This window comes from Pontibacter ruber (genome assembly GCF_023630205.1).
Lineage (GTDB): Bacteria > Bacteroidota > Bacteroidia > Cytophagales > Hymenobacteraceae > Pontibacter > Pontibacter ruber.
This window is the reverse complement of sequence record NZ_JALPRR010000001.1, coordinates 1,480,678-1,494,510: the sequence shown is the minus strand read 5'-3', so window position 1 is coordinate 1,494,510 and position 13,833 is coordinate 1,480,678. Positions and strand designations below refer to the sequence as shown.

Annotated in this window: 16 protein-coding genes; 8 read left to right on the top strand and 8 right to left on the bottom strand. The window is 49.0% G+C overall.

Annotated elements, in window-relative coordinates:
• Nucleotides 1-679: 679 nt before the first annotated feature.
• Together MJ611_RS06640 and sdaAA are read right to left on the bottom strand one after the other, a co-directional pair.
• Nucleotides 680-1,939: a pyridoxal phosphate-dependent aminotransferase gene (locus MJ611_RS06640; protein WP_250428726.1), complete on the bottom strand. Its 1,260-nt coding sequence runs from the start codon at nt 1,937-1,939 to the stop codon at nt 680-682.
• A gap of 227 nt (nt 1,940-2,166) precedes the next feature.
• Nucleotides 2,167-3,075, bottom strand: a complete 909-nt coding sequence (sdaAA, locus tag MJ611_RS06635) for an L-serine ammonia-lyase, iron-sulfur-dependent, subunit alpha (protein ID WP_250428725.1) — start codon at nt 3,073-3,075, stop codon at nt 2,167-2,169.
• Nucleotides 3,076-3,277: 202 nt separating this feature from the next.
• Here sdaAA and MJ611_RS06630 point away from each other — a divergent pair, with 202 nt between their 5' ends.
• Entirely contained in the window at nt 3,278-3,562 is a 285-nt protein-coding gene (locus MJ611_RS06630) for an acylphosphatase (protein ID WP_250428724.1), read from the top strand.
• Between the two features lie 68 nt (nt 3,563-3,630).
• Complete coding sequence (locus tag MJ611_RS06625; RefSeq protein WP_250428723.1) at nt 3,631-4,629, top strand: hypothetical protein; 999 nt, start codon at nt 3,631-3,633, stop codon at nt 4,627-4,629.
• Between the two features lie 141 nt (nt 4,630-4,770).
• On the opposite strand, the gene MJ611_RS06620 is transcribed toward MJ611_RS06625, so the two are convergent.
• The gene (locus MJ611_RS06620) at nt 4,771-5,418 is read right to left on the bottom strand and encodes a hypothetical protein (protein ID WP_250428722.1); all 648 of its coding nucleotides are present in this window, start codon (nt 5,416-5,418) and stop codon (nt 4,771-4,773) included.
• Between the two features lie 280 nt (nt 5,419-5,698).
• On the opposite strand from MJ611_RS06620, the gene MJ611_RS06615 reads away from it, so the two are divergent.
• Nucleotides 5,699-5,854, top strand: a complete 156-nt coding sequence (locus MJ611_RS06615) for a hypothetical protein (RefSeq protein ID WP_250428721.1) — start codon at nt 5,699-5,701, stop codon at nt 5,852-5,854.
• Between the two features lie 35 nt (nt 5,855-5,889).
• Here the strand turns inward: MJ611_RS06615 and MJ611_RS06610 are convergent, their stop codons facing one another.
• Complete coding sequence (locus MJ611_RS06610; RefSeq protein WP_250428720.1) at nt 5,890-6,570, bottom strand: hypothetical protein; 681 nt, start codon at nt 6,568-6,570, stop codon at nt 5,890-5,892.
• 197 nt (nt 6,571-6,767) lie between these two features.
• On the opposite strand from MJ611_RS06610, the gene MJ611_RS06605 reads away from it, so the two are divergent.
• Nucleotides 6,768-7,322 (top strand): DinB family protein, encoded by a 555-nt coding sequence (locus MJ611_RS06605; RefSeq protein ID WP_250428719.1) that lies wholly within the window; start codon nt 6,768-6,770, stop codon nt 7,320-7,322.
• A 117-nt stretch (nt 7,323-7,439) separates the two neighbouring features.
• Nucleotides 7,440-8,078, top strand: coding sequence for a YczE/YyaS/YitT family protein (locus tag MJ611_RS06600; RefSeq protein ID WP_250428718.1), 639 nt, complete (start codon nt 7,440-7,442; stop codon nt 8,076-8,078).
• Nucleotides 8,079-8,127: 49 nt separating this feature from the next.
• Here the strand turns inward: MJ611_RS06600 and MJ611_RS06595 are convergent, their stop codons facing one another.
• Nucleotides 8,128-9,543 carry a thioredoxin-like domain-containing protein gene (locus MJ611_RS06595; protein ID WP_250428717.1) on the bottom strand — a complete coding sequence of 472 codons (1,416 nt, stop codon included), beginning with the start codon at nt 9,541-9,543 and terminating at the stop codon, nt 8,128-8,130.
• Nucleotides 9,544-10,162: 619 nt separating this feature from the next.
• Between MJ611_RS06595 and MJ611_RS06590 the strand changes: the two genes are divergently transcribed.
• From MJ611_RS06590 to MJ611_RS06580, 3 genes are all read left to right on the top strand, one after another.
• Entirely contained in the window at nt 10,163-10,654 is a 492-nt protein-coding gene (locus tag MJ611_RS06590) for an NADH-quinone oxidoreductase subunit A (protein WP_250428716.1), read from the top strand.
• A gap of 56 nt (nt 10,655-10,710) precedes the next feature.
• Nucleotides 10,711-11,322 (top strand): NADH-quinone oxidoreductase subunit NuoB, encoded by a 612-nt coding sequence (nuoB, locus tag MJ611_RS06585; protein ID WP_250428792.1) that lies wholly within the window; start codon nt 10,711-10,713, stop codon nt 11,320-11,322.
• A gap of 63 nt (nt 11,323-11,385) precedes the next feature.
• Nucleotides 11,386-11,982, top strand: a complete 597-nt coding sequence (locus MJ611_RS06580) for an NADH-quinone oxidoreductase subunit C (RefSeq protein ID WP_250428715.1) — start codon at nt 11,386-11,388, stop codon at nt 11,980-11,982.
• A gap of 3 nt (nt 11,983-11,985) precedes the next feature.
• Here MJ611_RS06580 and MJ611_RS06575 read toward each other — a convergent pair whose 3' ends face one another.
• The 3 genes from MJ611_RS06575 to MJ611_RS06565 all read right to left on the bottom strand — a co-directional run bounded on the left by MJ611_RS06575 (nt 11,986) and on the right by MJ611_RS06565 (nt 13,829).
• Nucleotides 11,986-12,645 (bottom strand): class I SAM-dependent methyltransferase, encoded by a 660-nt coding sequence (locus tag MJ611_RS06575; RefSeq protein ID WP_250428714.1) that lies wholly within the window; start codon nt 12,643-12,645, stop codon nt 11,986-11,988.
• Nucleotides 12,646-12,846: 201 nt separating this feature from the next.
• Nucleotides 12,847-13,641: an SPFH domain-containing protein gene (locus MJ611_RS06570; RefSeq protein ID WP_250428713.1), complete on the bottom strand. Its 795-nt coding sequence runs from the start codon at nt 13,639-13,641 to the stop codon at nt 12,847-12,849.
• Complete coding sequence (locus tag MJ611_RS06565) at nt 13,641-13,829, bottom strand: hypothetical protein (RefSeq protein WP_250428712.1); 189 nt, start codon at nt 13,827-13,829, stop codon at nt 13,641-13,643. Before MJ611_RS06565 ends, MJ611_RS06570 begins: the two co-directional genes overlap by 1 nt.
• Between the last annotated feature and the right edge of the window lie 4 nt (nt 13,830-13,833).

The following is a 13,833-nucleotide window of genomic DNA, read 5'->3' as shown; positions in this document are numbered from 1 at the left end:
CGGTTTTTCTGTTTTATGTCATTTCGAATGCAATGAGAAATCTTATACTGTAGCTGAAGTTTATACTTTGCGCTAGCAAGCCTTTGCTTTGTAGCCACCTGTGTTCCTCAGTTATACTTGCCTATAGTTTCATTTTATACTTTGGTGCGCTCACGGCCGCGGGGCCTCGTCCTCGGGCATCGCGCTGTGTGCCTGAAGCTGCCATCGGCTGCGCCTGCAGGCTGCTTCGCTGTCGCTCAGCACCGCAACATGCACAAGGCGCTCAACCCAAGGACTGGAAATGACACGGCTTCGTAAGCTACTTTGCAATAGGAACAGAGTTCCCTCTCCTGTTTTTAGGAGAAGGTTAGGGTGAGGTCAATACTGGCGCTATGAAACTTATACCTCAAGTATAGCTACTACAGAGTTCCCCGCCTTAGACTAGTGAGAACGCGAGTTCGAAACTAGCGAGCGTAGCTCTGAGGGGCAAGGGGTGGTTGGACAACACCGACTATGAAAGTATAAGCTTAACGATTGCTAAAGGCAGAGATTCCCCTCCCAGGAGGGGCGCAGGGGTGAGTTTATACTTTACCTTATCTAGATACAGCAGAAATCATAAACATAAAGTCCCCTCTCTCTTTTCAGGGAAGGGGACTTTATATATGTTAGCTAGCTGCTCCTTTTGCTATACTTCTGTTACTTACTTCAGCTTTTGCAAAGCGGCACGCAGTCTGCCCAGCGACTCCTGAATAGCCTCCAGCGATGCACCGCCTACTGACAAACGGAACCAGTTAAGGCCACGGTCAGAGCCGAAGGCAGAGAACGGCACCACCGCCAGCTTCGCCTCCGACAGCACGTAAAACGATACATCCTGGCTTGTTTGCAGCACTTTACCGTCCGGTGTGGTTTTGCCGGCCAGGTTCATTTGTGCCGAAAGATAAATGGCCCCCATTGGCTCGATGGCGTCTACTGTAAAACCTTCTTCTTTTAACTGCTTGAAACCATTGTACAGTACATCAAGGCTCTGCTGCACCTTCTCCTTGAATTCAGCCATAAAGCTATCTACCGCCTCCGGCTGGTTCAGGTACGCGGCAGTAGCCATTTGCTCGGCTTTCGGAGCCCAGGCACCTACGTGGCCCAGTATGGCCTTCATCTTGTCCATCACCACGGTCGGGCCAAATGCATAGCCTACGCGCACGCCTGTTGCAGCAAAACACTTCGAGGTACCGTCAATGTAAACCACGTAATCGCGTAACTCCGGGCGCAGGCTAACCGGGTCGTAGTGGCGGTGTTCTGTACCGAAGGTAAGCATCCAGTAGATCTGGTCGTAGAGCATGTAGAGCGGCTTTTCACCTTCAGCGCGGCTCTTGTTTTCCGCTATCACCAGGTCGCATATCTCTTCCAGGTCTTTGCGGGAGAACATGGTACCGGTTGGGTTGAGCGGCGAGCAAAGCGCCAGCATGGTAGCCCCTTTCAGGTGCGGAGCCACATCGGCAGCCGTCGGCATAAAGTTATTTTCCGGCTTTGTCTCCACCATCACAGGCGTAGCACCTGACAGATGGCAGTAATGGTTGTTGTTCCAGGAGGGCGTCGGGAACACTACTTTATCGCCCGGATCAACCAGAGCCAGGTAGGTTGCATAGATCAGCGGACGTGAGCCGCCAGCAACCAGGATGTCGTTTTCAGGATATGAAAGCCCCAGTCGCTCTTTTGTGAAAGCGGCTACGGCTTTGCGCAGCACGGCTACACCGTTAGCAGGCGGGTAATTGGTATGTCCTTCGGCGTATGCTTTGGTTATTTCTTCGCGGAGTTCTTCCGGAATCGGGTATATGGTAGGGTCGAAATCACCGATGGTAAGATTACAGATCTGCTCACCACGTGCGATCATAGCGTTTACCTCTCCGCCTAGCTTGATAATTTCAGAGCCGATGAGGGTTTGCGCCATTTTAGAAACGGTCATGCTATTTTGAGTTTGAGTTTGCTGCAAGTTACGACTATTCAGTATCTTAACATAACATGCCGCAACAGTTCCCCTTCAGAAAATGTGTAAAAGCAAAGTGCCTGCAAGAATTCTACAACTCGCAGGCACCCAATAAAAACAGGTATTATACTTACAACAACAGCCTCAACATTATAGTGTCCGCTGGCTTAAATAAAAGGAGAAAGCTTTTGTAACTCTCTACCTCTTTAACTCAATTCGTCTTCATCCGGCAGGATCTCCACGTCCTGCACCAGCACGAAATTTTCAATCTCGCGGGCTTTGGGTGTATTGGCAAGACCGCCTTCGGCAGTCTCTTTATACTTGCGCTCCATACTTTCGCCAACCTCGCCGAGGGCAGCCACGCACTGGTCTACCGGTATAACCGGGTTAACGCCTGCAATGGCAAGCTGCGAGGAAGAGTAGGCAATGGCTGCCGCACTGGCGTTACGAACGATGCAGGGCACCTCTACCAGGCCTGCCACCGGGTCGCACACCAGGCCGAGCATACACTGGATGGTAATGGCAACGGCTGCAAACACCTGCTCCACGCTTCCGCCAAGGCAGTACACAATAGCACCGGCCGCCATCGCAGCAGCGCTACCTGTTTCGGCCTGGCAACCGCCCACCGCGCCGGCCAGCGATGCGTTCTGCTCAATGATCAGGGCAATGCCTGCCGCAACCAGCAAACCTTCCAGAATTCTTCTATCGTCGAGATGGTGCAGGTCCTGCAGCGTAGTTAGCGTGCCGGGCAAAATGCCGGAAGCACCCGCCGTAGGCGCCGCTACTACGCGGCCCATGCACGAGTTTACCTCTTTAGCTCCCAAGGCACGCGACACCAGCATCTGAAACTCCGGCGACAGCACCGTTACCGGCGACTTTGCTACCTTCTTGGCGCTGTTGTCCACCATACCCGAGCGGGAGCGCATGTCTTCCGTCAGGCCGGTATGCACAGCATCTTTCATCACCTCGTAGGCTTTAGCCAAGTTCTCCCAGATAAACTCTTCGGTTCGGCCTTTCTGCTCTACTTCGTACTCCAGCACAGGCTGGTATAAGGGTTCGCCGGTTTCTGCGCAGTGCTTTTCCCAGCTTTTAAAATCAGTGAATAGTAATGACATATATCTCGTTTCATAGCCTCCTGTTGCACGTTGGCAACAAGGGCACTAAAGATAAATCAAATTTAACAATCAGCCATGCGTTGGCCCAAGTTCATAACAACAGTAGTAGCTGCAAACGTTCTGTTCTGCTAAACTATACTTTGCCCAAACCTGCTGCTGTGCAGTCCGTTCCCCAGAGATACCGTATCTATACTTTTGAACGATGGAAAACAACAGGAAACGCATTGCCATACGAGTGCACGGTAAAGTGCAGGGCGTATTTTTCAGGGCCAGCACCCAGGAGAAAGCGCAGGAACTTGGCCTGTCCGGTTTTGTGCAGAATGAAGACGACGGCACGGTATACCTGGAAGCTGAAGGAGAAGAAGCCGTTCTGAAAGAACTGGAGCAATGGGTGCACGAAGGCCCAAGACACGCGCGGGTTGATAAGGTGGAGGTAGAGGAAAAGGAAGAGCTAAAGGGGTTTAAGGGATTTGAGCAGCGGAGATAGAAGTGTTGGAAGATGTGTAATTAAACATTAACTTTATCCTATATAAATCTTCCTCTTGCTTCACTACAATGAGTACAAGAATCCTTCATTGCTCAACTTCTGTTGAAAACTATAACATCTGTGTAGAACATAGTATAGCTGGCTTCTCGCATCGTGGCCCACAGCCCAATGATCTGATTTACTTAGCGGTCAAAGTAGGGAAGAAAACTTTGTGTGGAGTACGATTCAGGTTAGAGGCAGCGACAGATTCCAGACCTTGGCCCGATGGAGAGAGATACGCACATGCTCTGACAGCTAAAGAGGTAGAGTTCTGTAAGCCATTCGACCTTGCAGTTTTATCAGAACCAGGAGGTAAATACTGGAGCATAAAATATGTGCAGTCATCAAAGCCCATCACAGATAAAGCGGCATGCGACCTGCTAGACAGGGAATTCAAGATCAATAAAATCAATCATTTCATACCGTTTCAAGCAGATACAAAAGTAGGCAGTACTCCTACAAGCCCGATACAGGTACCTGAACAAGACACAGATATTGCTGAAGACGCTCCGTTAACACGTGATTCTATTAAAATTCAGGCAATGCTCGCAGAAATTGGTAACCAGATGGGATACAACATCTGGCTTCCGAAAAACGACAGAAGCCGGGTACTGGAGATATGGCAGTCAAAGCAGAACTTTGTGTTAAACGACCTGCCTCTGAACTATAACATTGATACTCTTAAAACTATCGAGAACATTGATGTGCTGTGGATAAAGGGCAGAACTATTGTACGCGCTTTTGAAATAGAGCATACTACTTCTATTTACTCTGGTATACTTCGCATGGCTGACCTGATGGCACTGCAACCTAACCTTAATATCAAGGCACATATTGTTGCGCCAGTTGAAAGAAAAGGGAAGGTTATGCAAGAGTTGTCCAGACCGGCTTTCAGATATATCTTAGGACAAAGCTGTACTTTCATTTCCTATAACTCGGTTGAAGAACTGGCTAAAGAAAAAAGACTCAAGTATATGAGTGACGATGTACTGGAGGAGTTTTCTGAAGCGGCTGATCTCATAAGATAAACCTCCGCCATTGTTGATTTTCTCGCCAACAATCCATACATCAGCGGCCGCCGAAAACAATTTTCTCATAATATCCCTTTTCACTTACAAAGGCTCTAGCGCTTTTAACATTAGTAACAACACCAAAAACGGCAGAAAAAATTATTCCACCTTCCAGTTAAATATGTCGTAATTTTCCATCAAATACTCACCCTCCTCCTCAGCCTTCTTCTTCGATTCTTCCAGGCTAAAATCAGCAATTTTAACTGGCTTTACCTGCTTTTTTTCTTCCAGAACTACTTTACCACGCAGCTTTTCAGAGACTCCCATTAAAGCGATATAATTAGGCGCTAGATCTCCTATCCAATATTCTTCTTTAGATAAGACCCAGTCATTAGCGCTTTTTCTGTATTCAAAGCTGTATGTCTTCCCATATACATCATATAAAAAGTGACTGATAGTGATCAGATTGTCCTTGAATTCAACTTCAACATTTCTAGGAAACCTGCTGCTAATGTCCTGAGTCAACGGGTTTGTCTTTACATAATCCGGATCATAGCTTTTTAAAACAGGTGACTTTAAATTATCTAAACTCTTGATAAGCTTATAATTGGAATCATCTATTTTAATATAAATGTCATGCGTAATAATATCACCATCAGCTAAAGGCATTTTATGATATCTGACTATAACGTCTTTCCTTCCATCCATATTCAGATCGACATCATTTATAACATAACCAATAACTTTATCAGCTGGAATACAGATTTCTTTTATTAATTTCTTTTTCAGCGAATAATCTACTACCATTCGATTACACTCTGACTGACTATAACAGCTTTGATTTAGGAGGAATCCTAATGATACAATCATCAAAGTTCTTAAAGTTAATTTCATCTATTAGCAGTAATTTTATTTTTCAACAAGAGGTTGGCTCCAGCGTTCCTAAATATTATAGGCTTCTAATATAATGATAAAAGCTTTATCAGTCTTTATTGGTGTTCTCACCAACAATCTATACTTTAGTGGCTGTTATGCTTGCTGGTGAGAACACACAGCAAGGGCAGCGGGTGGACAGAATTTATACTTAATGTTCGCACTAGTTGTATTAGCAGCTCAATTTAAAATAAGTATAAAGCCCATGCTCCGCATCCTCCTCCAGCAATTCCCATACTTCACCCCGGAAGACATTGCCGCCTTCGAGCCGCTCTGGAAAAAGCGGGTGCAACTGAGCCGCCTGAAATAAATTTATACTTCAGGCGGCTCATGCAAGATTATATTTTAGTTCAGGCTGTTGTGGTAAGCTATAAGCTTTGCCAGGTCCTCGTCCTCGCGCAGGTTCAGGGCATTGGCTCTGATGTATACTTCCAGTTTATCCTTGTCGCCGGCCAGCGCATTCATCACCGACTTTTTGTCTTTCCGGATCTTAACAAGCTTGTCGCCAGAGGCAATAAAGAAATCCTCCTTTTGCTGCACTTCTCTTACAATAGTGGCGGAACTGTAGCCTTTCCGGTCGAATATCGCTTTGGTAGTTCTCCGCAGCAATGAGGTTTTGCCATCTGTCAACACTTCATAAAACGCGTTAACTTCTCCATCGCCGCTGTACCCTTTCCGGAAAATATGGGCTACAGGTTTATCTTTTTGGATATAGCTTATCTTAAATTCTTTTACAGGTTCTAGCAGCTCTCTTGGCTGGTTGTCTTTCCCCTTGAAGAGCAACATGTCCTTTACCTGATCATACATGAGTTCCAGCCCCTCGTATACTCTTCCGTTAGCTAAAGTCACGGTTCCTGAGGCCCACTCCGGGTGCAGGTATGGCGAGCCCTGCATGTCAATGGTGCTGTACTCGTGCACCACTTTCCCCTCCATGTCGTTTTTCTGTAAGACCTGCGCCTGCGACGAAGTATAAAAGCCGCTAACCAGCAGCAACGACAGCATACATAGGGTAAATTTTGTTTTCATAATAGCTTCATTTGATTATAGAGTATAAATATAATAAAATACCATTAATACACAACAACCCATATATCTGCTGCTTAAACTTTTGAAAATGAAAGTGTTACACATGTGCATCGGCAGCTGTAAATCTTGAGGCCGATCAGGGATTGGAAAGCATAACCTGCTGTACCTTTGGAGTGTACAAATAAAAAATGACCGTTATGACCACTTTAGAGCAACTACAGCAAACCGCCGGCAAGCTGTACCAGATCGTTAACACAGAATTTGCGTCGCTAGACCTGAGCCTCCTCAACTTCAAGCCCGCCCCCGACAGCTGGAGCATACTCGAGTGCCTGGAACACCTCAACCGCTACAGCCGTTACTACAACCCTGCCCTGGCAAAAGCCATTGCCGCAAACTCTGATGGGAACGATATGCAAAGTATAACCTACAGCTGGCTCGGTAAGAAATCGCTGGACATGGTGCGCCCGCAAAACACGAAAAAGCATAAGACGGTGAAGCACATGAATCCGAACAACAGTACCCTGGACCGTAAAACCATTCAGGAATTTTTACAGCACCAGACAGAGCTGATCAACCTGCTTGGCAGTGCTAAAAGTGCCAACCTGAACAAGAAGGCCGTGCCGGTAGAGTTCTTTAAACTGCTGAAAATGCGCATTGGTGAAGCGCTGGAGTTTGTGGTGCTGCACCAGGAACGACACCTGCAGCAGGCCCTGCGTGTAAAACAGCAGGTGGCGCAACAGGCGGCAGCCTAACCCATTTCTCAGGTTGCTGATTTCTATACTTTGCTGCTGTCTATCTGCCTGAAATTTGCTTACTTGCGCGCCGATTGTTGTTTAAACAAAATCAGCACCACAAGAGGCGGAAAGGTTATGCGCGAGAAGGTTATCAATTACAGTTTCTTCTTTACCGGGTTAATGCTGTTTGGGCTGGGCAATGCCATTGCTGTGCAGGTGAAGTACCTGGGCCTACACCCTTGGGAGGTGCTGAACGTGGCCATGTTCCAGAAGTTTGGCTTCTCTATTGGTACCTGGAGCACGCTGATCGGGCTGTTGTTTGTGGCGTTGTCGTGGTTCATGAACCGGAAGTACATCAACATCGGCACGTTCCTGAATGCCCTGCTCATTGGCCCTTTTACAGACCTTTTCCTGTGGCTGGACTTTCTGCCAAAGGCCACCAACACATACCTCGATTACCTGAACCTGGCCTGCACCATGGTGATAGCCGGTATTGCCGGTGGTATGTATGTGGCAGGTGGTGTGGGGGCAGGCCCGCGCGATGGGTTTATGCTCTCAATAGCCGAGCGCACGAAGCTTTCTGTGAGCCGCGCCCGCATCCTGGTAGAACTGGTGGTGCTGGCCATTGGCTTTACACTTGGCGGACCAGCCGCTGTTGCCTCCTTCTTCTACACGCTCATCCAAAGTCCGATCTTCCAGTATACACTCAAATTCTTCCGGAACCTGCGCATGCAACTTATTGAAGGCCAGGTACAGCAGCAAGGCAGGGTGTGAGGTTCGTTGATCGTATCCAGGTGAATAATTCGTAATTCGTAATTCGTAATTAAAAACTCACCTTCACTTCTTCTTTCTCGCCGGTGTGCAGGTCTACTTTAAAGAGCTGGTGGCTGTTGGTGCTGGTTACCCATAGCTGCCCGTTCAGGAACATCACATCGTTGGGCTCGCTCAGGCCATCGGTAAGGGTGCGTACCCGGTTGCGCTCTACATCCAGCACTTTTACTTTCCCATTGTAGGTGTCGGCAATGTACACGTCGCTGTCGATGATCTCCAGCCCTACGCAGTGCTGCAGCAGCGCATTGTCCACATGCCCGTCCACGTCGCCAAAGTCAAAAAGCCCCTGACCGAGTGGAGTAAGCACCATACCTGTTTTCAGGTTTACGGTACGGATGGCGCTGGCCTCTGCATCGGCTACATAAAGTACGTTGCCGTTAATGGCTAATCCGCTGGGCTGGTTGAAGGCGGCTTCGCGTAAAGAGCCATCGGTTAAGGCTTCGCGGCCGCTTCCGGCAAAGCGGTATACTTTATGAGTAGCCAGGTCCATGCGCAGGATCTGGTGGTTACCGGCATTAGCTATGAACATGCTGTCGCCGTAGATGTACAGATCCCAGGGGCTGTTTGGGTTTACAGGCACCCCTATCTTATCATCCAGAAAGTAATAATCCAGCTCTCCTGTACCCGCGGCCGTGCTTACCATCCGGTGCTCCAGATCCACTTTGCGGATGGCGTTGTTCTTGGCATCGGCAATGTAGAGCGTGTTATCGTGCAGCGCCAGCCCGTGCGGCTCGTTAAAAGTCGAATCAGCATAGCCTCCGTTGTTAAAGCCCCGTTCGCCGCTCCCGATCACCTCCAACACCTGCCCCTGCTGGTTCAGTTTCAGAATGCGGTTATGGCCGCTGTCGGAAAGGTAAATATTGCCTTCGCTGTCGCTGATGAGTTTGGATGGGAAGTATAAAAGCGTCTCCACCGGCTGCTCCACGTGGAAACGGATCGGCTCGCGGTTCAGCACCTCTTTAAACTCCTCTTTCATTTTCTGGATGTAAGGTCGCACCGTATCGTACACGCCTTCCCCGGCATGCTGCCCGATCACTTTGCTATTCGGGTCGATCAGCACAATGGTCGGCCAGGCCCTCACGCCAAACTGATTCCAGATCTTGTAGTCCGCATCATTTACCACAGGGTGCTCAATCCCAAACTTGCGTATGGCCTGCTTAATGGTTTCGTTCTGCTTCTCGGCATCAAACTTAGCCGTATGCACCCCGATCACTACCAGAATATCAGCGAACTCCTTCTCCAATCGCTCCAGGTCCGGCACAATATGCTGACAGTTTATGCAGCCAAAGGTCCAGAAGTCCAGCAGCACGATCTTGCCTTTAAAGTCTTTGATAGACCAGGAGCGGTCGGTGTTGAGCCAGCCATATTCAGTATTGATCTCAGGTGCATTTACGCGTCCGGTAAGCATAGGAGTGTCGGGGTTTGACTAGTTGATATTTGGTACTATTTGTTACCGGATTGCTTTGCGAAAGGTTGTTTTTGATTGAATCTGTCATTTAGAACGGTAGTGAGAAATCTTATACTTATAGCTAAAGTTTATACTTGTGGCAAGCTGGCTTATTGCTGTCGTAGCTGTCTTTGTTTCTCAGTCTTACTTGCTGCTAGTTTCATCGCTAACTTTGGTGCGCTCACGGCCGCGGGGCCTCGTCCTCGGGCATCGCGCTGTTGATTTGAAGCTGCCATCGGCTGCGCCTGCAGGCTGCTTCGCTGTCGCTCAGCACCGCAACAAATCAAAGGCGCTCAACCCTAGGACTGGAAACAACACTGCTTCGTAAGCTGCTATGCAACAGGAACCATGTGTAGGGACAGGTCGCGACCTGTCCGCGCTATACCTACAGCTATGAAACTTATACTTTCAAAGTATAGCTAAGGCAGACTCCCCTCCTCTGAGGGGTGCAGGGGTGGGTTTATTCTTGAGCATAATAAGATCTCTCCCGCTGGTCGAGATGACAGTGAACACAGCATAACTCAGGGAAAAGCATATATCACGTATTTTATCGTAAATTTGTGTACACAGCTGCAGCACTATGGCAGAAACCTATTTATCGGACTTCGGAACTATCCTGCTCTTCCTGATCGGAGGCGCGATCTTCGTGGTCATTGGCTTGTTTACTTCCCGGTTACTTCGCCCGAACCGGCCGAACCCGGAGAAGCTGACAACTTATGAGTCGGGCGAAGAACCGATCGGTAACTCGTGGGTGCAGTTTAACCCGCGCTTTTACGTGGTGGCGCTTATCTTCATCATTTTCGATGTGGAGCTGGCGTTTCTGTTTCCGTGGGCGGTAGTGTTTGGCCGCAGAGATCTGATAGAAGCAACCGATGGCATGTGGGGCTGGTTCTCGCTGATCGAAATGTTCATCTTTATCGGCGTGCTGGTACTGGGGCTGGCCTATGCCTGGGCCAAAGGCCACCTCGACTGGATCAAGCCAAAACCGGTAATTCCGCAGAGCCGCTCCAAAATACCGATGGATGTGTATCAACAGTTTAACGCGCGTCAGGAGGCAAAGCGCGAAGTATAAGTAAAGAGCAAGTGAGGGCTATACTTTAGCCATTCATAATTCTTAATTTCTAATTCATCATTACCTTGGATAAAACAGGAGAAGGCGGTGTAGTGATCACCAAACTGGACGATCTGCTCAACTGGGCGCGACTAACCTCGTTATTCCCAATGGGCTTTGGTCTGGCTTGCTGCGCCATCGAGATGATGGGTGCCTATGCCTCTGGTTATGACCTGGACCGCTTCGGCATTATTCCGCGTGCTTCTCCAAGGCAATCGGATGTGATGATCGTGGCGGGTACGGTTACCTTTAAAATGGCAGACCGCGTGCGCAGGCTCTACGAGCAAATGCCGGAGCCGCGCTATGTGATCTCGATGGGCAGCTGCTCCAACTGCGGAGGCCCTTACTGGGAGCACGGCTACCATGTGGTAAAAGGCGTGGACAGGATCATACCGGTGGATGTGTACGTGCCGGGTTGCCCGCCAAGGCCAGAGGCTTTGATCGGAGGATTTCTGCGTCTGCAGGAGATCATCCGCAAAGAGACCATACGCGCGCCCAGAGCCGTGCAGCAGATCATGGCGAAAAGAATGAATAAGGAAGGAATGATTAAGGATGAATCAGAAATGAAGAATATGGAAGCGAACAGAGATCAGTCAGAAGGGGATGTTCGGCAAATCCCAATCGCTTAAAGCTGTTAATCATTATCCATTATTATTCACTCAGTTACACATTCGCTCATTCAAAATTAAAGTATGACCTTCGAAGAGCTAAGAAGTATAATAGCAGATAAGTTTGGGGCGGAGGTTATACTTGATACCAAAGCCGATAAGCTGCAGCCTTACCTGGTGCTACAGACAGAGCGCCTGGCGGAGGTGTGCCTGGAACTGCACGACAACCAGCAGACTTACTTCGATTTTCTTTCCTGCCTCACCGGCATCGACAACGGTCCGGAGGCGGGCACCATGGAAGTTGTTTACAACCTATACTCCATCCCCTACAACCATAGCCTGGTGCTGAAGGTGATCGTGCCGCGAAACTCTACGCCCGAAGAGCCAATGCCACAGGTGCCAACGGTTAGCCACATCTGGCGCACCGCCGACTGGCACGAACGGGAAATATTTGATCTGGTAGGAATATACTTCAAGGATCACCCGGACATGCGCCGCATCCTCTGCTCTGCCGACTGGGAAGGCCACCCGCTGCGCAAAGATTACAAGCTGCAGGATTACTACCACGGCATCAAAGTACCCTACGACGACCACAACGAGAACAACGGCTTCAAGAGCGAGCCACCTTTCCTGACAGGTATTCCGACACCTTTCTCAGACAAGCGGGAGAAGCCGCAGTAGTTTTTATACTTCCTGCGGGAGCGTTTTGTAAGACAAGATCCAGTAGTGTTGCAGGTTGGTGAAGTTGATGTCAGTAGCTTTATCCTGCAGCAATTCTCTGATGCCTGCCTCTGTCGGGAAATTCTTCAGCACCAGGTGTTGGCTGCCATTTTCAAGGGTTCGAGTCTGGTAGGTATTTCCATTTACGTCCTGCTGCGAAATGGGCAGGCTGCTTCCTTCCACGTAGTGGTTATCCATCAATACCACCGTTCCGCCGGGTACCACCCGGTTGTTAAGTATACCGATAAAGTGCGGGAGGTCCTGCAACCGGATGTGCGACCAGATAAAACCACCAAACAGGCTTTCATACTTGGCTGCCAGAGAAGCCAGATCGAACAGATCTGCCTGCCTGAAACTGACGCTGTCTTTGGGGTAGGTTTTTGTTTTAGCTACTTCCAGCACGGCCTCGTTGATGTCGGTAGCCAGGATGAAGTTGGCTGTGGCGGCAATGCGCTCGGTCCAGTAGCCGGTACCACAGGCTACTTCAAACACATGCCTGCCCGAGAAGATATCCTGAAGTATAGCCGTAGCCTGCCGGAGTTCCTCCTGTCGCTCCGGTTTCTGGTAAACGCGTTCATACTCCTGTGCCCGCTCTTTGTAATAAGTAAACAGGTCGGTGTTCATCCTTTTGATAAGTTACAGCTTATGGAAGTATAAAAGTATGGCTTGTTATACGCAAAAAGCCTACCACTGAAGGTTTCAACTTTGTCAGCATTTGGCGGCGTTTCGCCACTTATATTACACCTGTAAGTTTAAGCGGCCAGTGTCCGCAGGCAACTCACACTCGCCGGAGGCGAGCGAGGGCAGAAAAGGTTGTAAGTTCCTCTACTGCACGTTCTTAAAGAAAGTAGGTGAGTTGCCGTAAAGCGGGGTGCGACCGTCCCATTTCTCGATGAATTGCTGCTGAATAAGCAGGGGCGTTAGCGTGCGCTGGCGCAGTTCGTTGGCTCTGGCTTCGGCCTCGGCTTCCACTATCTTTTTGCGTGCCTGCGCTTCGGCTACTTTAAGTTCGTTTTCTACCTGCAGGGCCTGCTGCACGGCCTGGTTCTTCAGGTTTACGGCCTGCACGATCACCTCCGGGTACTGCAGACCGCTCGTCATCTGCTCCAGGTCAAAGCCTTCTTTCCTCAACGATTCGCCTAAAGCATGCTGCACTTTATCCTCAAACGACTGGCGGTTCGAGATAATGCTGTCGGTGCTGTACTTGTTGAACTGAATCCGGAACGCGTCGCGGGTATAGTTGTAGAGTGTCGTTTCGGTAATCTGCTCGATCTCTTTTCTATACTTGCTGAAAATACGCGGGCTTTCGCCCGGCAACACCCGGAACGAGATGGTCGGATCAACCGTGAAAACGGAGCCATCTTTGGCGTTGACGGTGAAAGGGGCGTAATCTACCGTCTGCACGAAAGTCGGAAACTCGAATACTTCTTCGGTGAAAGGATTATACCATACGCGCCCTGTTACCAGGCTCACATCCTGCACGCCTTTATCGGTACCATACAGTTTAACAAGTATACCCTCATGCCCTGCATCAATGCGGGTGCAGGATTTCATGGCGGTAATAGAGAAGAGGATGATAAGTATAAAGGCGAGGCTAAAAGTAAAGATCGGACGGTTCATTAAGCGTTGAGTTTGGAAAAGGTGAAACGAATTACAAACAGGTTGACAAGTATAAGTACAGCCAGCAACCCGAAGCCTAGTATAACCGAGACATCAGAAGGCTGACGAATGAGCGTAACTACTTCCGTGTAGGCAAACACATCAGCCAACAACACAAGGCCGAGAAGCAGCAGGTACAGAAGTTTCATGCGG

Bases quoted from the DNA above. Each gene is read 5' to 3' on its own strand.
- MJ611_RS06615 (WP_250428721.1), top strand. From the start codon at position 5,699: ATGTTCGCACTAGTTGTATTAGCAGCTCAATTTAAAATAAGTATAAAG.
- MJ611_RS06580 (WP_250428715.1), top strand. From the start codon at position 11,386: ATGACCTTCGAAGAGCTAAGAAGTATAATAGCAGATAAGTTTGGGGCG.
- MJ611_RS06620 (WP_250428722.1), bottom strand. From the start codon at position 5,418: ATGGTAGTAGATTATTCGCTGAAAAAGAAATTAATAAAAGAAATCTGT.
- MJ611_RS06605 (WP_250428719.1), top strand. From the start codon at position 6,768: ATGACCACTTTAGAGCAACTACAGCAAACCGCCGGCAAGCTGTACCAG.
- MJ611_RS06575 (WP_250428714.1), bottom strand. From the start codon at position 12,645: ATGAACACCGACCTGTTTACTTATTACAAAGAGCGGGCACAGGAGTAT.
- MJ611_RS06590 (WP_250428716.1), top strand. From the start codon at position 10,163: ATGGCAGAAACCTATTTATCGGACTTCGGAACTATCCTGCTCTTCCTG.
- MJ611_RS06630 (WP_250428724.1), top strand. From the start codon at position 3,278: ATGGAAAACAACAGGAAACGCATTGCCATACGAGTGCACGGTAAAGTG.
- MJ611_RS06625 (WP_250428723.1), top strand. From the start codon at position 3,631: ATGAGTACAAGAATCCTTCATTGCTCAACTTCTGTTGAAAACTATAAC.
- MJ611_RS06600 (WP_250428718.1), top strand. From the start codon at position 7,440: ATGCGCGAGAAGGTTATCAATTACAGTTTCTTCTTTACCGGGTTAATG.
- MJ611_RS06640 (WP_250428726.1), bottom strand. From the start codon at position 1,939: ATGACCGTTTCTAAAATGGCGCAAACCCTCATCGGCTCTGAAATTATC.
- MJ611_RS06570 (WP_250428713.1), bottom strand. From the start codon at position 13,641: ATGAACCGTCCGATCTTTACTTTTAGCCTCGCCTTTATACTTATCATC.
- MJ611_RS06595 (WP_250428717.1), bottom strand. From the start codon at position 9,543: ATGCTTACCGGACGCGTAAATGCACCTGAGATCAATACTGAATATGGC.
- MJ611_RS06610 (WP_250428720.1), bottom strand. From the start codon at position 6,570: ATGAAAACAAAATTTACCCTATGTATGCTGTCGTTGCTGCTGGTTAGC.
- sdaAA (WP_250428725.1), bottom strand. From the start codon at position 3,075: ATGTCATTACTATTCACTGATTTTAAAAGCTGGGAAAAGCACTGCGCA.
- MJ611_RS06565 (WP_250428712.1), bottom strand. From the start codon at position 13,829: ATGAAACTTCTGTACCTGCTGCTTCTCGGCCTTGTGTTGTTGGCTGAT.